The organism is Caulobacter sp. FV2ps19, assembly GCF_058681035.1.
The window spans coordinates 1,853,348-1,873,903 of the sequence record NZ_CM178729.1; the positions used below are offsets into that span (position 1 = coordinate 1,853,348).

A 20,556-nucleotide genomic window follows, 5' to 3' on the forward strand; every position below is an offset into this window, starting at 1 on the left:
GGCCTTGATTGGTTCGTTCACGGTCAGAATTTCGCCCAGATCCTGGCGATTCGGCGAATCAGGTCTTGGCCTTCACCCTGTGTGGGGCTGGCTAGGCGAGGGGGCTCACTGCGGTGATTTCGGGGCTGTAACCTCTAGGGAGCGCCCAAGGGCGTGACGCGCCTCGCTTTGCGGCGAGATGCAAAGATTTGAAATTACAGGCACTTAAAGAAGATTTGGCAAAGGTCGTCTTCGCCTGGCGGCGCGTTCTTCGAGATTTGTATGCTGCGTCCGCATGTCCCGTTGAAACCTATTAGAAAGAAAATAAGGTTACCGGAATTCAACCCTTAATGGGGCTGAGTCGTCACACGCGTGTGTAGAGCGCATCTACCGAAGAGTTAAGTGTGCGTGCTCCCTGCACGGACCCCGCTTAGGACACTTGAATGTCGATCTCGAGCCTCTCCGCCGCTCAAATCTCGGCCCTCCCGGCAAGCGCGATCCAGGCGCTTACGACGACAGACATTCAGGCCCTCAGCGCCTCCCAGATCGGGGCGATCAACGCCAGCGGCATCGAGGTCCTTGCCGACACCCAGGTCGCGGCGCTCAGCGCGACCCAGATCAAGGCGCTCACGGCCACCCAGATCCCCAGGTTCGCGCCGAATGTCGTCTTCGACGTCAGCCAACTGACCACGCTCAGCGGTCAGCAGGTCTCGGCCCTGACGTCCACCCAGCTGGCCGCCCTGGATACGTCTCATATCGGAGCCCTGAGCTCGGCGCAGATTGGCGTCCTTTCAGCCACCAATTTCTCCAGCCTCGTCGACACCCAGATCGGGGCTCTGTCCACCACCCAGATCAAGGGCGTAACCGCTACTCAGCTGAAGGGTCTGACCGCCACCGACATCGGCGAGTTGGGTGACACCCAACTCGCCGGCCTGTCCGTCATCCAACTGGCTTCGCTGTCTGGAACACAGGTTTCGGCCTTCGACGTCACCCAGGTGGCGGCGCTGTCGACGACCCAGATCAAGGGTCTGACGGCGCTGCAGCTCAAGGGGCTGTCGACCACCGATATTGGTGAGCTGTCGGAGACCCAGGTGGGCGCGCTATCGACCGCGCAGATCGGCGCTCTGGCTGGAACCCAGGTCTCGGCCCTGGCCGACACCCAGGTCGCGGCGCTGAGCGTGACCCAGGTCCGGGGCATCACGACCGCTCAGATCAAGAGTCTGTCGACGACCGATATCGCCAAGCTGGCCGACACCCAGGTGGGCGCTCTGACGACGGTGCAATTGACCGCCTTGTCGGCCACCAATGTCTCCTCGCTCGACGCGACCCAGACCGCGGCGCTCAGTGTAGCGCAGATCAAGACCCTGACGGCCACCCAGATCAAGGGGCTGAGCACCACCGACATCACCGAGCTTTCGGCCACCCAGGTGGGCGCTCTGACGGTGGCTCAGGTCGCGGTGCTCGACGCCACAAATCTGCAGACCCTCTCCACCACACAGGTTGAGGCGCTGAGCGCCTCTCAGGTGGGTGCGCTGTCGGCGACCAATTTCTCGGCCTTGGTCGATACCCAGGTTGCAGCCCTGTCGACCACGCAGATCAAGGGTCTGAAGACGGCGCAGTTGGCCGGCCTGACGACCACCGATATCGCCGAGCTGTCAGACACCCAGGTCGGTGCTCTTGAAGCCAGCCAGATCGCGGCGCTCAGCGCCACCAATTTCTCGGCCTTCGCCGACACCCAGGTCGCAGCCCTGAGCGCAACCCAGATCAAGGGTCTGACGGCGGGCCAATTGAAGGGGCTGAACACCACCAATATCGGCAACTTGGCCGATACCCAGGTGGCCGCCTTGTCCGCGGCCCAGATCGGCGCTCTGAGCGCGACGAATATCTCGGCCCTGGTCGACACGCAGGTGGCGGCTCTGACGGAGACCCAGATCAAGGGCCTGACCACCACTCAGATCAAGGGATTGTCGACAACAGACGTCGCCGAACTGTCGGCCACGCAGATCGGCGCACTCAAGGTCGACCAGCTCAAGGCGCTGTCGGAAACGAATATCTCCGCGCTTGTCGACACCCAGATCGCCGCCTTGGCTAATACCCAGGTCCAGGCTTTGAGCACGACGCAGCTCAAGGCCCTGACGACCACCGATATTGGCGAGCTGTCGGCGACCCAGATCGGTGCGCTGAGCACTGGCCAGATCGCGGCCCTGACGACGACCAATCTGCAAGGACTCTCCACCACCCAGATCGGCGCCCTGAGCACCAGTCAGATCGGCGCCCTTTCGGCGACCAATGTCCCGCTGCTGGCCGATACGCAGTTCGCGGCGCTGAACGAGACCCAGATCAAGGGCCTGACGGTCGCCCAGCTCAAGCAACTGACCGAGACCAATGTGGCGGCCCTGGCCGACACCCAAATCGGCGCGCTGTCGGCGGTCCAGATCGGCTCTTTGAGCGCGACGAACATTTCGGCGCTGGCCGACACCCAGGTCGCAGCCCTGACGGAGACCCAGATCAAGGGCCTGACGGCCAACCAATTGAAGGGTTTGACGACCACCGATATCGGTGAACTGGCCAGCACTCAGGTGGCCGCCTTTTCCGCGGCCCAGATCGGCGCTCTGAGCGCCACGAACATCTCGGCTCTGGTCGACACCCAGATGGCGGCCCTGACGACGACCCAGATCAAGGGTCTGACCACGACTCAGCTGAAAGACCTGACGACTTCGGCTGTCGCCGAGCTGGCCGACACCCAGATCGCCGCCCTGTCGACGGCGCAGCTGGCGGTGTTGAGCGCCACCAACATCTCCGCCCTGGCCGACACCCAGGTGGCGGCCCTGAGCGCCAGCCAGATCAAGGCGCTGACAGCGACGCAACTGAAGGGACTGAACGCCACCGATATTGGTGAGCTGTCGGAAACCCAGGTGGGCGCTCTGACCACGGGTCAGATCGCGGCGCTGGACACCACCAACCTGCAGGCTCTGTCGACCACCCAGGTCGGCGCCCTGAGCGCGACACAGATCGCCGCCGTCGCGGCGACCAATGTCCCTCTGCTGGCCGATACGCAGTTCGCGGCCCTGAACGAGACCCAGATCAAGGGCCTGACGGTCGCTCAGCTCAAGCAACTGACCGAGACCAATGTGGCGGCCCTGGCCGACACCCAGATCAGCGCGTTGTCGGCGGTCCAGCTTGGCGCCCTGAGCGCAACGAATATCTCGGCCCTGGTCGACACCCAGGTCGCAGCCCTGACGACGACCCAGATTAAGGGCCTGACGGCCAGCCAACTGAAGGGCTTGACGACCACCGACATCGGCGAGCTGACCGGCACCCAGGTGGCCGCCTTGTCCGCAGCGCAACTGACGTCGCTGAGCGCCACCAACGTCTCGGCGCTGGTCGACACCCAGGTGGCGGCCCTGACGACGACCCAGATCAAGGGTCTGAGCGCGACCCAGCTGAAGGAGCTGACGACCACCGACATTGGCGAACTGGCCGACACCCAGATCGCCGCCCTGTCGACGGTGCAGCTGGCGGCGCTGAGCGCCACCAACATCTCGGCCCTGGTCGACACCCAGGTGGCGGCCCTGAGCGCCAGCCAGATCAAGGGGTTGACGGCGACGCAACTGAAGGGGCTGGACGCCACCGATATTGGTGAGCTGTCGGAGACCCAGGTGGGCGCGCTGACCACGTTGCAGATTGCGGCGCTGGACACCACCAACCTGCAGGCCCTGAGTGAAACCCAGGTCGGCGCCCTGAGCGCGGCGCAGATCGGCGCTGTCGCGACGACCAATATCCCGCTGCTGGCCGACACCCAGTTCGCGGCCCTGAACGAGACCCAGATCAAGGGCCTGACGGTCGCCCAGCTCAAGCAACTGACCGAGACCAATGTGGCGGCCCTGGCCGACACCCAGATCGGCGCGCTGTCGGCGGTCCAGATCGGCGCCCTGAGCGCGACGAATATCTCGGCCCTGGTCGACACCCAGGTCGCAGCCCTGACGACGACCCAGATTAAGGGCCTGACGGCCAGCCAACTGAAGGGCTTGACGACCACCGACATCGGCGAGCTGGCCGGCACCCAGGTGGCCGCCTTGTCCGCAGCTCAGCTGACATCGCTGAGCGGCACCAACATCTCGGCCCTGGTCGACACCCAGGCGGCGGCCCTGACGACGACCCAGATCAAGGGCCTGAGCGCGACCCAGCTGAAGGAGCTGACGACCACCGATATCGGTGAGCTGTCGGAGACCCAGGTGGGCGCCCTGTCGACGGCGCAACTGGTGGCGCTGAGCGCCACCAATATCTCGGCCCTGGTCGACACCCAGGTGGCGGCCCTGAGCGCCAGCCAGATCAAGGCGCTGACGACCACGCAACTGAAGGGTCTGGACGCCACCGATATTGGTGAGCTGTCGGAGACCCAGGTGGGCGCTCTGACCACGGCGCAGATTGGAGCGCTGGACGCCACCAACCTGCAGGCCCTGTCGACCACCCAGGTGGGCGCCCTGAGCGCCGCGCAGATCGGCGCCCTGTCGGCGACCAACTTCTCGGCCCTGGCCGACACGCAGATCGCGGCGCTGAACGAGACCCAGATCAAGGGCGTCACAGTCGCGCAGCTGAAGGCTCTGACCGAAACCGACGTCGGCGAACTGGCCAGCACCCAGCTGGCCGCCCTGTCCGCGGCCCAGATCGGCGCTCTGAGCGCCACGAACTTCTCGGCCCTGGTCGACACCCAGGTGGCGGCCCTGACGACGACCCAGATCAAGGGCCTGACCGCGACGCAGCTGAAGGAACTGACGACCACCGACATCGGCGAACTGGCGGACACCCAGATCGCGGCCCTGTCGACGGCGCAGCTGGCAGTGCTGAGCGCCACCAACATCTCGGCCCTGGTCGATACCCAGGTGGCGGCCCTGAGCACCAGCCAGATCAAGGCGCTGACGGCGACGCAACTGAAGGGGCTGGACGCCACCGATATTGGTGAGCTTTCGGAAACCCAGGTGGGCGCTTTGACCACGGGGCAGATCGGGGCGCTGGACACCACCAATCTGCAGGCCTTGAGTGAGACCCAGGTCGGCGCCCTGAGCGCGACACAGATCGGCGCTGTGGCGACAACGAATATCCCGCTGCTGGCCGATACCCAGTTCGCGGCCCTGAACGAGACCCAGATCAAGGGCCTGACGGTTGCTCAGCTCAAGCAACTGACCGAGACCAATGTGGCGGCCCTGGCCGACACCCAGATCGGCGCGTTGTCGGCGGTCCAGCTTGGCGCCCTGAGTGCGACGAATATCTCGGCCCTGGCCGACACCCAGGTCGCAGCCCTGACCGAGACTCAGATCAAGGGCCTGACGGCCAACCAATTGAAGGGTTTGTCGACCACCGATATCGGTGAACTGGCCGACACCCAAGTGGCTGCCTTGACTGCAGCTCAGCTGACGTCGCTGAGCGCCACCAATATCTCGGCCCTGGTCGACACCCAGGTGGCGGCCCTGACCACGACCCAGATCAAGGGTCTGACCGCGACCCAGCTGAAGGAACTGACGACCACCGACATTGGCGAACTGGCCGACACCCAGATCGCGGCCCTGTCGACGGTGCAGCTGGCGGCGCTGAGCGCCACCAACATCTCGGCCCTGGTCGACACCCAGGTGGCGGCTCTGAGCGCCAGCCAGATCAAGGCGCTGACGGCAACGCAACTGAAGGGTCTGGACGCCACCGATATTGGTGAGCTGTCGGAGACCCAGGTGGGCGCTCTGACCACGGGTCAGATCGCGGCGCTGGACGCCACCAACCTGCAGGCTCTGTCGACCACCCAGGTCGGCGCCCTGAGCGCCAGCCAGATCGGCGCGCTGTCGGCGACCAACTTCTCGGCCCTGGCCGACACCCAGATCGCGGCGCTGACCGAGACCCAGATCAAGGGCGTCACAGTCGCGCAGCTGAAGGCTCTGACCGAGACCGACATCGGCGAACTGGCCAGCACTCAAGTGGCCGCCTTGTCTGCGGCCCAGATCGGCGCTCTGAGCGCCACGAACGTTTCGGCCCTGGTCGACACCCAGATCGCGGCCCTCACGGAGACCCAGATCAAGGGCCTGACCGCCAATCAGCTAAAGGAGCTGACGACCACCGATATTGGTGAGCTGTCGGAGACCCAGGTGGGCGCCCTGTCCACGGCGCAACTGGTGGCGCTGAGCGCCACCAACATCTCGGCCCTGGTCGACACCCAGGTGGCGGCCCTGAGCGCCAGCCAGATCAAGGTGCTGACGGCGACGCAACTGAAGGGGCTGAACGCCACCGATATTGGTGAGCTGTCGGAGACCCAGGTGGGGGCTCTGACCACGGGTCAGATCGCGGCGCTGGACACCACCAATCTGCAGGCCTTGAGTGAGACCCAGGTCGGCGCCCTGAGCGCGACACAGATCGGCGCTGTGGCGACAACGAATATCCCTCTGCTGGCCGATACGCAGTTCGCGGCCCTGAACGAGACCCAGATCAAGGGCCTGACGGTCGCTCAGCTGAAGGTGCTGACCGAAACGAACGTCGCCAGCCTCGCTGACACCCAGGTTGCGGCCTTGAGCGCCGCCCAGCTTGGCGCGCTGAGCGCAACGAGCTTCTCGGCCCTGGTCGACACCCAGGTCGCGGCCCTGACCGAGACCCAGATCAAGGGCCTGACGGCCAGCCAACTGAAGGGTTTGACGACCACCGACATCGGCGAGCTGACCGGCACCCAGGTGGCCGCCTTGTCCGCAGCTCAGCTGACATCGCTGAGCGCCACGAACTTCTCGGCCCTGGTCGATACCCAGGTGGCGGCCCTGACGACGACCCAGATCAAGGGTCTGACCGCGACCCAGCTGAAGGAGCTGACGACCACCGACATCGGCGAACTGGCCGACACCCAGATCGCCGCCCTGTCGACGGTGCAGCTGGCGGCGCTGAGCGCCACCAACATCTCGGCCCTGGTCGACACCCAGGTGGCGGCCCTGAGCGCCAGCCAGATCAAGGGGTTGACGGCGACGCAACTGAAGGGGCTGGACGCCACCGATATTGGTGAGCTGTCGGAGACCCAGGTGGGCGCGCTGACCACGTTGCAGATTGCGGCGCTGGACACCACCAACCTGCAGGCCCTGAGTGAAACCCAGGTCGGCGCCCTGAGCGCGGCGCAGATCGGCGCTGTCGCGACGACCAATATCCCGCTGCTGGCCGACACCCAGTTCGCGGCCCTGAACGAGACCCAGATCAAGGGCCTGACGGTCGCCCAGCTCAAGCAACTGACCGAGACCAATGTGGCGGCCCTGGCCGACACCCAGATCGGCGCGCTGTCGGCGGTCCAGATCGGCGCCCTGAGCGCGACGAATATCTCGGCCCTGGTCGACACCCAGGTCGCAGCCCTGACGACGACCCAGATTAAGGGCCTGACGGCCAGCCAACTGAAGGGCTTGACGACCACCGACATCGGCGAGCTGGCCGGCACCCAGGTGGCCGCCTTGTCCGCAGCTCAGCTGACATCGCTGAGCGGCACCAACATCTCGGCCCTGGTCGACACCCAGGCGGCGGCCCTGACGACGACCCAGATCAAGGGCCTGAGCGCGACCCAGCTGAAGGAGCTGACGACCACCGATATCGGTGAGCTGTCGGAGACCCAGGTGGGCGCCCTGTCGACGGCGCAACTGGTGGCGCTGAGCGCCACCAATATCTCGGCCCTGGTCGACACCCAGGTGGCGGCCCTGAGCGCCAGCCAGATCAAGGCGCTGACGGCGACGCAACTGAAGGGGCTGGACGCCACCGATATTGGTGAGCTTTCGGAGACCCAGGTGGGCGCTTTGACCACGGCGCAGATTGGAGCGCTGGACGCCACCAACCTGCAGGCCCTTTCGACCACCCAGGTGGGCGCCCTGAGCGCCGCGCAGATCGGCGCCCTGTCGGCGACCAACTTCTCGGCCTTGGTCGACACCCAGATCGCGGCGCTGAACGAGACCCAGATCAAGGGCGTCACTGTCGCGCAGCTGAAAGCTCTGACCGAGACTGACGTCGGCGAACTGGCCAGCACCCAGCTGGCCGCCTTGTCCGCGGCCCAGATCGGCGCTCTGAGCGCCACGAACTTCTCGACCCTGGTCGACACCCAGGTGGCGGCCCTGACGACGACCCAGATCAAGGGCCTGACCGCGACGCAGCTGAAGGAACTGACGACCACCGACATCGGCGAACTGGCGGACACCCAGATCGCGGCCCTGTCGACGGCGCAGCTGGCAGTGCTGAGCGCCACCAACATCTCGGCCCTGGTCGATACCCAGGTGGCGGCCCTGAGCACCAGCCAGATCAAGGCGCTGACGGCGACGCAACTGAAGGGGCTGGACGCCACCGATATTGGTGAGCTTTCGGAAACCCAGGTGGGCGCTTTGACCACGGGGCAGATCGGGGCGCTGGACACCACCAATCTGCAGGCCTTGAGTGAGACCCAGGTCGGCGCCCTGAGCGCCCTACAACTTGGCGCTCTGACGGCGACCAATTTCTCCGCCCTGGCGAGCACCCAGATCGCGGCGCTGAACGAGACCCAGATCAAGGGCGTCACAGCCGCACAACTGAAGGCTTTGACTGAGACCGACATCGGCGAATTGGCCGACACCCAGATCGCCGCCCTGTCGACGGTGCAACTGGCGTCGCTGAGCGCCACCAATATCTCGGCTCTGGACGCTACTCAGTCTGCGGCTCTGAGCACGACCCAGGTCAAGGGCCTGACGACGTCCCAGATCAAGGGCCTGACGAGCACCGACGTCAGCGAACTCTTCGACACCCAGATCGCGGCCCTGACCACCGGCCAGGTCGCGGCCTTGTCCACCACGGTGATCGCCGATTTGTCCACGACCCAGGTGGGTTCGCTGCTGGCCACCCAGCTCGCCAGCCTGACCACGACCCAACTGGACTACCTGACCGAGACCAACATCGCAGCCCTGACCAGCACCCAGGCTGCGGCCCTGACCTCCACCCAGGTTCAGAGCCTCTCGGATCCGCAGATCATCGCTTATCTGGGCGTCAGCTAAGATTCTCGGGTCACCGGCGCTTGTGGGGTTCGCTCCACGGCGTCGGCGATCCGGATCGGTGGCGATTGGTGACGTTCGCCCAACGTGCAAACATTTGGCGAAACGAGTCGGGCCCGCTCCGGCTCGGCCCGTGCGCTTGAGATGACCATGGCTGCAACCGACGCTCTCGCCGTAATCCAGAAGATCACCACCGAAGGACTGTCGCTTGGCGACATGATCAACGCCGTCGGCCGATTGACCGCGGCGGGCAGTCCCGACATGGCGGAGCAGATCTACCGGATCTGGATCCAGTTCAATCCGGACCACCCGCAACTCTTTGTCGCGCTCTTCAACTTTGCGACGTTGCACTCGAGCCTTGGCGGGGCAGCAACGGCGATCGCCAGTCTGGAGCGGGCGATCAGCCTGAACCCGGACTTCCTGCCGGCTTATATCAATCTGGGCGGCCTGCAGGAGCGGGCAGGGGGGCTGGAAACAGCGATTGCCACCTGGAACGCCGGCGCCACCCGACCGCTGCCCGTTACCGGTTCCAACGCCCACTACGTCTTTGCCGCCTACAAGCAGATCGCGCGCGCCCTGCTGGAAGCGCAGCAGATCAGTCGCGCTGAAGCCGCTCTGTGGCGTTGCGCCGATCTGGATCCGAGCCAGAAGGACACCATCGGCCAGTTGGTCGCCGCGCGCCTGGGCCAGTGCAAGTGGCCGCCTCTGCAGCCGTGGGAGCGGGTAGATCGACGCGCTTTGCTGCTGGGCGCCAATCCGCTGTCGGTGGCGGCCTATTCTGATGATCCCTTCCTGCAACTGGGCGCCGCCGCACGCTTCGTCGCCCGTGAAGGGAGCTGCGCGCCTGAGGCCATCATCGCCGAGCGTCGCGACGCGCCCATCGACCTGAGCGGTCGTCGACTACGGGTCGGCTATGTGTCGTCAGACCTGCGCGATCACGCCGTGGGCTATCTGATGGCCGAGCTCTTCGAGCTGCATGACCGCGAACGCGTGGAGGTGTTCGCCTATTATTGCGGTCCGCCGGCGACCGGCGAACTGAACGCCCGCACCCAGGCGGCTGTGGAACACTATGCCGATATTCGCGGCATGACCGACGACGAGGCCGCTCGCAGGATCGCGGACGACCAGATCGACATCCTGATCGATGTGAACGGCCACACACGCGACTCGCGCACGGCGGTCTTCGCCCGCCGCCCGGCGCCGATCCTGGTCAATTGGCTGGGTTATCCCGGAACGATGGGCAGCCCGTACCATCACTATGTGATCGGTGACCCGTGGATCATCCCGCCCGAACACGAGCGCTTCTATTCCGAAGCCGTGCGACGCATCCCCAGCTACCAGCCCAATGACCGCAAGCGGGTCGTGGCCGACGCCCGGCCGACGCGAGCTGATGCGGGGCTGCCGGAGGACGCCTTCGTTTTCTGCTGCTTCAACGGACCTCAGAAGATCACGCCCTTTACGTTCGATCGCTGGATGGAGATCCTCAAGCGAACGCCGGGCAGCGTCTTGTGGCTTCTGGAGGCCCAGCCCGAGACCGTCGTGCTGTTGCGCGAGCAAGCGCGCGCGCGCGGCGTCGACAGCGAGCGGCTGGTGTTCGCGCCCAAGCAGCCCAATGCTGTTCACCTGGCCCGCTATCCGTTGGCGGACCTGTTTCTCGACACCGCGCCCTACGGCGCCCACACCACGGCGTCGGACGCCTTGTGGATGAGCGTGCCGGTCCTGACCCTGTCGGGCCGCAGTTTCGCCTCGCGGGTGTGTGGCAGCCTAGTGCGTTCGGCTGGAGCGCCCGAACTGGTCTGCGAAACGGCGGAGGACTATGTCGAGCGGGCCGTAGCGCTGGGCCATGATCGCGACGCGACGCGGGCCCTGCGCGAGCGGCTCGAGGCCAGTCGTTCAACCTGCGTGCTGTTCGACATGGACCTGTTGGTCCGCAGCGTCGAGGATCTGCTGCACGACATGGCCGCCGAGCATCAGGCCGGCCAGCGCCCGACGCCGGACATGGCCAATCTGGACGACTATCTGGAGATCGGCGTCGCGCTGGACTCCGATCATCGCGAGATGCTGACGGAGCCTGGGTTCGACGCGCTCTACAAGACAGCCTTGACCCTGCGGCATCAAGCCCGTCCGCTGCGTCCGGACGGCCGTTGCTGGACCAACGAAGACGCCGCTGCGGCTGACGGCCGAGACGCATGAGAGCTCTCCAATGAGCCGCCGACACTTTGAAGCCCTCCGGCGCGAGGGCTATGCGCCCAGGACAATGCTGGACGTTGGGGCCCATGTCGGTGATTTCACGCGGAAATTCCTGCAGGTCTTCCCCGCCAGCGCGCCAACCCTGATCGAGCCCAATCCGCACTGCAGGGACGCGCTGGCGAGCCTTCCGTTCGAACGATACGAGACCGCAGCCTCGAATGTCGCCGGCAAGGGGGAGTTTTTTCTCAGCAAGGACGGGCTGCAGTCGACAGGCAGTTCTCTCTATCGGGAAAACACCGACCATTTTGATGATGAGACGGTTCTGCGGCTTGAGGTCGACAAGGTCCGCATCGACGATCTTCTACGGGACCGACACTTCGACTTCGTCAAGATCGGCACCCAGGGTTCGGAACTGGATGTGCTGTCGGGGGGGCAGGCTGTGTTGGCGAAGGCCGACTACATCCTCATCGCAGTGTCCCTGGTCGACGACAATATCGGCGGCGCCAGGGCCGAAGACGTCTTTGCCAAGATGGCGCAGATGGGTTTCCGATGCGCCGACGTCACGGAATTCAATCGTATGCCGGGGTTGCACGACAACGCCGTCCTGCAGATCGACGTGCTTTTCGAGCGCGGCGACCGATTGCGCCGTCCTGACGCGCCGGTCCCCAGTGCGCGTGAAGCCGATGTCAAGGCTCTGGCCGAGCGGCTCCTCGGGGAGGGGCGTCCGGACGACGCGCTGGTGTTGTTTGAGCACCTGACGGGTGGCTCGCGCGAACCGCTTGCCGCCTGGATCGGGGTTTCGCGAAGTCATTCGGCGGCAGGGCGGGTGCTGGAGGCGCTGCGAGCGTTGGTGAAGGCCAAGGCCCTGACCCAGGATATCCCCGGGCTATGGCCGCTGATCCAGGAGCAGTCCTCCCAGGGTTCGAACCTTTTCAATGAACACCTTGCCCGTGGCGAGGTTGCGCTGGCCGAGCCCTATGCGGCGGTGATGGCCGACCTGATGCCGGGTGGGATCCAGATGATCGGGGCGGCCATGGGCTGCAACCAGGCCCTGGGGCGCCTGGACGAGGCGCTGGGCTTTGCGCGACGGTTGGTCCTTCTGGATCCGGGTCATGTCGGGGCGTTGACCGTTCTGGCCGACCGGGCGCGGGCCGAGCGCGACACCGAGACAGAACTGCGCCACCGCGCCGTGCTGGCGCTTTCGCCCGATACCGCCATCCACCCGCTGGTGCGTCTGCGAGACTTCCACGAGTCGATGAGCCTTCTGCTGTGCCGACCGGTGTCGGAGGCGGACCTTCACCTGCTTTCGCGGCTGGCTGCGGCGGTTCCAGACGTGGCCCTGGGCGACCTGCTGTCGGACCCCGATTGGTCGGACTGGGTCTGGCACTACCGCTCGCTGCTGGGGTCTCTGGATGTGGCCTCCATCACAGCGCCTAATCCGCCAGGGCCCTCCGATGCGCCGGCTCGCTATTTGACTGCAAAAGGTGAACCGCTCGATGCGGACGGGCTCAGGGCCCATGCTGATCGCCTCGGCGTCGCAGCGGTGTTCTTCGCCGCAGCGGATGAAAAATATGTCGACCAGTACGGGCGTTGGTACGCCCTGTCGGTGCTGCGCCACAGCGACGTCTCCAGCCTGGTGATCATCCACGTGATCGGCGGGGCCGAACGTCTGGCCCAGGCCGTGGCGGCGGTGGGCGTTCAGGACGAGCGACTGGTCTTCGTCGGTGACGATTTCGACGCCTCGGCGGTGACCACCCGCTGCTATGATGCGCCGCCCAAAGGTCTGATCGCCCTGCCGGTGGCGCATTTCCAGTCGGTGCGCTTCCAGCGCCTCGGCGGCCTGCTGGAGACGCTGGGCCGGCCGATCTTCGTCTCCGACATCGACCTGCTCCTGCAGCGCGGGGTCAGCGACTTGCTGGAGCAATGGGCCGGCGCAGACGTGGTCTTCAACGAGAACTGGAACAACTTCGCCGCCGGTTCGCGGCTTACCGCCAACCTGCTGCTGGTCAATCCGACGCCTAACGCGGCCTCGTTGTTCAACTATCTGCGGGCCTATCTGGATGATCGGCTGGGCCGCGAGACAGTCACGCGCTGGATAGACCAGGTCGCTCTGCTGTTGGGCCGTCATCATCTGATGCGCCATGCGCCGGACGCGGTGCTGGGCTGTTTCGACACGACCAGCGACATCAACAACGTGATGTTCGGGAGCTATCAGGAACACCCGTTCCGGTTCCTGTCGCTCTATCATGGCTTTGACACATCGAGCCTGGAGAACGATCCGCGGGTGCTGGGGCCTGGCGCGGACTAAGCGCACCGCCCGCAAGGCAATTGATTGATACTACAATTGTGCCCATAAGATCGACGCGACTTTACCGCGCGGCTGACCCTGGAGCATGACCATGACCCGTTTTGTTGGCGCAAGCCTTTTGGCCTGTGCGGCTCTGTTGAGCGGTCAGGCGCGGGCCGCGGAGCCGCTGTCCTATCTGGGTGTTGACATCTCCTATGCCAACGAGATGGACGACTGCGGCGCGGTCTATCGCGCGGGCGACGCTTCAGTGGATCAATACGCCTTCTTCAAGTCGGCAGGCGCCAATGTGGCGCGGATCCGGCTGTGGAATGATCCGGACTGGACGGCCTATTCGAACCTCGCCGATGTCAAGAAAAGCATCGCCCGGGCCCGCGCCGCGGGTCTGCAGGTGCTGCTTGATTTCCACTATTCCGACGATTGGGCCGATGGGGACAAGCAACTGGCGCCCAAGGCCTGGGCCCGACTTTCGACCCCGGATCAGGCCAAGGCGCTCTACGCTTTCACCCATGACACCCTGATCGCCCTGGATCGAGAAGGCCTGATGCCTGATCTGGTGCAGGTGGGTAACGAGACCAACGGCGAGATTGTCAGCAGCCTGGCTCGCGCCAAGGATCCGATCGATTGGACCCGCAACGCGCTATTGTTCAACGCTGGGATCAAGGCCGTCCGCGACGCCGGGGCGGAGGCGAAGATCAAACCCCGCGTCATGTTGCACATCGCCCAGCCCGAGAATGTCGAGCCATGGTTCGCGGCGGCCGCCAAGGCGGGGGTGACCGACTTCGATCTGATCGGGATCAGCTATTACAGCAAGTGGTCAAAGCGGACGATGGCGCAACTGGGCCAGACCATCAATCGCGTGCGCCATCTCTATTCGGCCGACGTCCTCGTGGTCGAAACCGCCTATCCCTTCACGACCCAGAACGCGGATTCCTCGCCGAATCTCCTGGGCGAGGATTCGCTGATCCCAGGCTATCCGGCGACGCCGGCGGGGCAGAAAAAGTACCTGACCGACCTGACCCAATTGGTGTTCGCCAGCGGCGGTGTGGGTGTTGTCTATTGGGAGCCTTCGTGGGTTTCCACAAAGTGCAAGACGCGCTGGGGCCAGGGGTCCAACTGGGAGAACGCCGCCCTGTTCGACTTCAAGGGCCAGGCGCTCGAGGGCGCAGACTGGCTAAGCGCGTCGTATGTCCATCCTGTCGATGTCGAGTTCCGGGCGCCGCTGAAAAAGGGCGAGGCCGCGCGCTTCATCGATGGCGACTTCCTGGGCGGCGTTGGTCCGCAGGCCATGATGCGAGACGGCGCGTTCTGGACATATCGCACACGCCTGATGCCTGGGGCCAAGGTCACGGTTGGCTCCGCCGAGACCGCTCAAGCCGTCGCCGACGCGCCGGCTCTTGAGGCCGAGGTCGGCAAGGGCGCAACTGTGATCCCGCTGGCGCCAACGTCCTGACGCTTGCCATATGTGATTGATATGATAATTAACGCTTCCGGTCGGGCTCTGGCTCGCTGGGAGCGCCCGTCAGAGGCGCGGCTTCATCTTTGGCGCGGTTGCCCGCGTCCGACTGATCCAGCGGGTGTCCGCGCTGGTCCATCGTCAGAGCCACAAAGTCGCTGCGCCCAAAGAGGCGCGCGTGTCCGCAAAATTTTGGGGGAAACCATGACTCGCCAATCCATTCTGCTCGCCGCCGCCAGCGGCCTGACGCTTCTGGTCGCGACAGGCGCCCACGCCCAGACTGCCGCGCCCGCCTCCGAAACCGCCCAGGTCGAGGAAGTCGTCGTCACAGGCGTGCGCAAAAGCATGCGCGAAGCGCTGGACGTGAAGCGCGGCTCCGACAAGGTGGTCGAGGCGATCTCGGCCAAGGACATCGGCGTTCTTCCCGACGTGACCATCGCCGAGTCGATCGCCCGCCTCCCGGGCGTCAACGCTACGCGCGATCGGGGTAATGACAGTCAGGCCGTTGTGCGCGGCCTGGGCGCGCGCCTAGTGCTGGGCACCATTAATAACCGCGAAGTCGCATCGAGCGAGCCGGACCGCAACGTCCGCTGGGAAATCTATCCCTCGGAAGTCGTTTCCGGCGTGCAGGTCTACAAGTCGCAATCGGCCGACCTGATCGCCGGCGGCGTGGCCGCCACGATCAATATCGATACGATCGCGCCGCTGGACTATCGCGGCCCCAGCGTCGTGCTGCGCGCCGGCCCGGTCTATTATGACGGCGGCAAGGACATCCCCAACTACGACACCACCGGCTACCGGGCCAGCGGCTCGTTCGTGCACAAATTCAACGACGACCTGGCCGTGGTGCTGGGCCTGACCAGCCAGCAGCAGAAGAACGGCTACGGCTCGTTCACGGGCTGGGGCTACAATGATTCCAACGCCCGCCCGCCGGCCGGCGCCAGCGACTACAGCAGCGACCTGAATGGCGACGGCAAGCTGGACGCCACCCCTTGGGGCGCCCAGATGTCCGCCAGCCGCATTGATCAGAAGCGCAACGGCGTCTCTGGCGGCCTGCAATGGAAGCCCACCGACCATTTCGAACTGAAGGCCGACGCTCTCTATTCGAAGATCAAGATCACCGAGGTTCAGGACCAGACCGTCTGGGGCGCCAACAATTGGGGCAACTGGAACATGGGCGACGGCTCGAACGTCGGCTGGAATGACTCGGCCTACAACGGCCCGGGTTCATCCTATACCCTGCTCAACAACACCGTAGTCGCCGCCACCACGCCGTACAGCTCGGTTCAGACCGTGCTGGCCAAGTATTCCGAAGACAAGGATCTGTTCGCCGGCGGTCTGAACGGCAAGTGGACCGGCGACCTTTGGACCGTGGCCGGGGACGTGTCCTACTCCAAGGCCAAGCGCTCCAATTCCTGGAAGGCCGTACGGTTTGAATCGTATCCGACCTGGACCAGCTTCGACACCCGGGCGGGGAAGACCCCCACGATCACCACCAGTGAAGACAGTCTGAGCCTCACCCAGACGGCGGATCTCGCCGGCTCGTATGACGGTCCGGAATATCTGAACGACGAACTGAAGGCCGCGGCGCTGGACTTCACCCGCGACTTTGGCGAGGGCTTCTGGAAGAGCGCGCAGTTCGGCGGACGGGTGTCCGATCGCGTCAAGAGCCACAGCAGCTTCAGCTTTGCGCCGACCGCGACCGGCGTGACGATCCCGACCAGCATGCTGACCGCCTATACGCTCGGTGAAGGCGCGAACGTGCCCGCCATCCTGACCGGCGACATCGACGCCATTGCGGCGCTCGCCTACGGCGCCAACGCTTTCGACGTGTCGAACGCCGCCGAGGAACTGGGCGAGCGCTGGACCGTCCACGAGAAGGTCTATGAAGGCTACGGCAAGCTGAACTTCGCCGCGGACAGCTTCGGCGGCTCCTGGCTGACGGGCAATATCGGCGCTCGCGTGGTGCATACCAAGACCACCAGCGAAGGTCTGCAGCAGGGCACCGACAGCAGCTATACCGCCGTGACCGAAGGCAACGACTACACCGACATCCTGCCGTCGGCGAACGCCAAGTTCGACTTCGGTGACGGCAAGGTGGTGCGTCTGGGCGTGGCCAAGGTCATTGCGCGGCCGCCTCTGGATGAGCTGCGCGCCAGCCGCACCCTGAACAATTGGGCGCCCTGGACCGGCAGCGCCGGCAACCCGGACCTCGCACCGTTCAAGGCCTGGCAGCTGGACGCCTCGGCCGAATACTATTTCCGCCCCGAAGCCCTGTTGGCGGCGTCCTACTATTACAAGGACGTCAGCTCCTATATCGGCTGGCATCAGAGCGCCGTAGACTACAATGGCCAGACCTATGCCGTGTCCAGCCCCACCAATGGCGGCAGCGGCTATATCCAGGGCCTGGAGCTGACCTTCCAGACCCCGTTCTTCTTCCTGCCAGGTCCGCTGGCCAATTTCGGCATCTATTCGAACTACGCCTATGTTGACTCCGACCTGAAGGAGTTCTCGCCGGCCAATAACCCGCTGGACATGACCGGCTTGGCCAAGAACACCGCCACGGTCGACCTGTGGTACGCCCACGGCCCGATCGAAGCGCGCCTGGGCTACAAGTACCACAGCGCGATGACCGTGATTTATGGCTGGAGCGGCGCGGATCTGCAGACCCTGGAGTCGGAGAAGACCCTCGACTTCAGTTCGTCCTATCAGGTCAACGATCACGTCGGCGTGCGCGTTCAGGTCAACAACCTGACCAACGAGGCCCTGCGCATGTACCGCGACAACGATCCCAACCGGATCGGCCGTTATGACGTCTATGGCCGCCGCTTCCTGATGGATGTGACGGTGAAGTTCTGACCCTTTCCGTCATCTCCTCCTGCGAGGCGTGACGGCGGCGGGTTCGCCCGCCATTTCTGGGATTCATCACTCCTCCCCGATGATCCTGCGACTGGGGAGGAAGCCTCGTGCTTCCTCCCCTTTTTTTGATTTTAGCGTGAGGTTCCCATGGTCGAACTCAGCCGCCGCCAAGCCCTGGCCGCCACCGCCGGCGTCGCCGCCCTTGGCGCCGCCTCGTCCGCTGTCGCGGCCGTCAAGCCCGTCGCGCCGGCCACCGTCGCGCCCGCCATCGACCTCTCGCCGCGCGAACGGCTGTCCCTGGATTTCGACTGGAAGTTCAAGCTGGGTCACGACCAGGATCCGGCCCGCGACTTCGGGTTCGGCGCCAACCAGCGCACCTACGCCAAGGCCGGCGCGAGCGCGCCGAACTGGTGGGTCGCCGCGGCCGCCCAGTCGGACTTCGACGACAGCGCCTGGGCCCCGGTGACGCTGCCCCACGACTGGGCCGTCGAACTGCCGTTCGTCGACAACCCCGACTACAAGCCGTCCGGCAAGCCCGACGACGAAGACCTTCGCGCGGCGCACGGCTACAAGCCGCTGGGGCGTGAGTTTCCTGAAACCAGCATCGGCTGGTACCGCAAGACCTTCGCCCTGCCTGCCGCCGACGCAGGCAAGCGCCTGTCGATCGAGTTCGACGGCGCGTTCCGCGACGCGACGGTGATCGTCAACGGCTATATCCTGGAGCGGGAGGACAGCGGCTACAGCCCCTTCCGGATCGATATCACCGACATCGCCAAGATTGGCGGTGACAACAGTCTGGTGGTGCGCGTCGACGCGTCCCTCGGCGAGGGCTGGTTCTACGAGGGCGCGGGCCTCTATCGCCACGTCTGGCTGGTCAAGACCGCTCCGGCTCACGTCCCGCAATGGGGCGTCTTCGTGCGCGCCAAGGTCGACGGAACCGTCTCGATCGATACCGACCTGATCAACGAGGGCGAGGAGCGCGCTGAGTTCGAGCTGCAGCACACGGTGCTCGACGCGCAGGGCAAGCCGGTTCTGGCTCTCGCGCCGGTGTCAGGCCGTCTGCCGGCCTGGGAGCGCCAGTCGCTTGCAATGACCGTGCAACTGTCCAGCCCAGTGCTGTGGTCGCTGGAAAATCCGTATCTGTATGCGCTGCTCACCGAGGTGAAAGTCGGCGGTGCGGTCGTCGACCGCTTTGTCACGCGCTTTGGCGTTCGGTCGGTGATCTTCGACGCCGACAAGGGCTTTCTGCTCAATGGCCAATCGGTGAAGCTGAAAGGAACCTGCAACCATCAGGACCATGCCGGGGTCGGCGCGGCCATTCCCGACGCGCTGCAAGTCTGGCGGGTTCAGCAGCTGAAGTCGATGGGTTGCAACGCCTATCGCGCCGCGCACACCCCCCCGACGCCCGAACTGTTGGACGCCTGCGACCGCCTGGGCATGGTCGTGATCGACGAGACCCGCCGGATGTCCAGCGACCCCACGTCTCTGGACGAGCTGGAACGCCTTGTCCGTCGCGACCGCAACCATCCATCGGTGGTCCTGTGGTCGATCGGCAATGAAGAGCCCCAGCAGGGCACGGCGCGCGGCGCCAAGGTTGCGCGCACGATGAAGCGCCTGGTCAATCGTCTCGATCCGACCCGCCTGGTCACAGCCGCCATGGACTCCGGCTTTGGCGAAGGCATCACCGAAGTCCTGGACGTCATCGGCTTCAACTATCGCCACGAGAAGATGGACGACTTCCACGCCCGCTTCCCGAAGCTGCCGATCATCGGCAGCGAGAGCGCCAGCGTCGTCACCACGCGCGGCGAATACGCCCGCGATGAGGCCAAGTCCTATGTGCCGGCCTATGACACCGAGCACCCCTGGTGGGCGACCACGGCCGAGAAGTGGTGGAGCCACGCGGCGGATCGTCCCTGGATGGCCGGCGGCTTCATCTGGACCGGCTTCGACTATCGCGGCGAGCCGACGCCCTTCAACCGCTGGCCCAGCATCAGCTCGCACTTCGGGGCTTTGGACACCTGCGGCTTCCCGAAGGACAACTATTACTATTACCGCGCCTGGTGGCGGTCCGAGCCTCTGCTGCACCTGTTGCCGCACTGGAACTGGGAAGGTCGCGAAGGCCAGCCCATCGCGGTCTGGGCCCATAGCAATTGCGACAAGGTCGAACTGTTCCTGAACGGCAAAAGCCAGGGCCTGCGCGACGTTGTTCCCAACCATCACGTCGAATGGACCGTGCCCTATGCGCCGGGCGTGATCGAGGCCCATGGTTACAGAAACGGCAAGGTCATTCTGCGCGAACGCCGCGAGACCGCCGGCCCCGCCGCCGCCCTGCGGCTGACCGCCGACCGTTCACGTCTTGAGGCCGACGGTCAGGACGTCGCGATCTTTAAGGTCGAGGTGCTGGACGCCAAGGGCCGCCCCGTGCCGAGGGCTGATGATCTGGTGGTGTTTGAGGTCTCGGGTCCGGGAGACGTGATCGGCGTCGGCAATGGCAATCCCACCAGCCACGAGCCGGATGTCGCCAGCCAGCGCCGGGCGTTCAACGGGCTGTGTCAGGCCATCCTGCGCACGCGGCGTGGGTCTGCCGGGGATGTGCGGGTGACGGCTTCGGCGAAGGGGCTGAAGGGGGCTAGCGTAATGTTGAGGGCGGAAGCCTAGGCCAACCAAAACTTGTCATCCCGGCCGCAGCGAAGCGGAGAGCCAGGACCCGGGGGCAACCGCAATGCGCCTGCCCCCGGGTCCCGGACAGCTTCTGC

At 65.1% G+C, this 20,556-nt stretch carries 6 protein-coding genes; all 6 read left to right on the top strand.

All coding sequences use genetic code 11. The features are described 5' to 3' along the window. Window positions 1–422: 422 nt before the first annotated feature. The 6 genes from ACW18B_RS08840 to galA all read left to right on the top strand — a co-directional run bounded on the left by ACW18B_RS08840 (window position 423) and on the right by galA (window position 20,458). Window positions 423–8,993 (top strand): beta strand repeat-containing protein, encoded by an 8,571-nt coding sequence (locus ACW18B_RS08840; RefSeq protein ID WP_492051217.1) that lies wholly within the window; start codon window positions 423–425, stop codon window positions 8,991–8,993. A gap of 147 nt (window positions 8,994–9,140) precedes the next feature. Next, complete coding sequence (locus ACW18B_RS08845) at window positions 9,141–11,183, top strand: O-linked N-acetylglucosamine transferase, SPINDLY family protein (RefSeq protein WP_492051218.1); 2,043 nt, start codon at window positions 9,141–9,143, stop codon at window positions 11,181–11,183. A 10-nt stretch (window positions 11,184–11,193) separates the two neighbouring features. Next, window positions 11,194–13,488: an FkbM family methyltransferase gene (locus ACW18B_RS08850; RefSeq protein WP_492051219.1), complete on the top strand. Its 2,295-nt coding sequence runs from the start codon at window positions 11,194–11,196 to the stop codon at window positions 13,486–13,488. Window positions 13,489–13,579: 91 nt separating this feature from the next. Then, on the top strand, window positions 13,580–14,938 hold the full coding sequence (locus ACW18B_RS08855) for a glycoside hydrolase family 53 protein (protein WP_492051220.1): 1,359 nt from the start codon (window positions 13,580–13,582) through the stop codon (window positions 14,936–14,938). Window positions 14,939–15,145: 207 nt separating this feature from the next. Continuing rightward, the gene (locus ACW18B_RS08860) at window positions 15,146–17,800 is read left to right on the top strand and encodes a TonB-dependent receptor (protein ID WP_492051221.1); all 2,655 of its coding nucleotides are present in this window, start codon (window positions 15,146–15,148) and stop codon (window positions 17,798–17,800) included. Between the two features lie 147 nt (window positions 17,801–17,947). Beyond that, entirely contained in the window at window positions 17,948–20,458 is a 2,511-nt protein-coding gene (gene galA, locus ACW18B_RS08865; protein WP_492051222.1) for a beta-galactosidase GalA, read from the top strand. The last annotated feature ends 98 nt before the right edge of the window (window positions 20,459–20,556 follow it).

What these genes read in the sequence shown, in the direction of transcription:
- ACW18B_RS08840 (WP_492051217.1), top strand. Translation starts at nt 423, where the DNA reads ATGTCGATCTCGAGCCTCTCCGCCGCTCAAATCTCGGCCCTCCCGGCA.
- ACW18B_RS08845 (WP_492051218.1), top strand. Translation starts at nt 9,141, where the DNA reads ATGGCTGCAACCGACGCTCTCGCCGTAATCCAGAAGATCACCACCGAA.
- ACW18B_RS08850 (WP_492051219.1), top strand. Translation starts at nt 11,194, where the DNA reads ATGAGCCGCCGACACTTTGAAGCCCTCCGGCGCGAGGGCTATGCGCCC.
- ACW18B_RS08855 (WP_492051220.1), top strand. Translation starts at nt 13,580, where the DNA reads ATGACCCGTTTTGTTGGCGCAAGCCTTTTGGCCTGTGCGGCTCTGTTG.
- ACW18B_RS08860 (WP_492051221.1), top strand. Translation starts at nt 15,146, where the DNA reads ATGACTCGCCAATCCATTCTGCTCGCCGCCGCCAGCGGCCTGACGCTT.
- galA (WP_492051222.1), top strand. Translation starts at nt 17,948, where the DNA reads ATGGTCGAACTCAGCCGCCGCCAAGCCCTGGCCGCCACCGCCGGCGTC.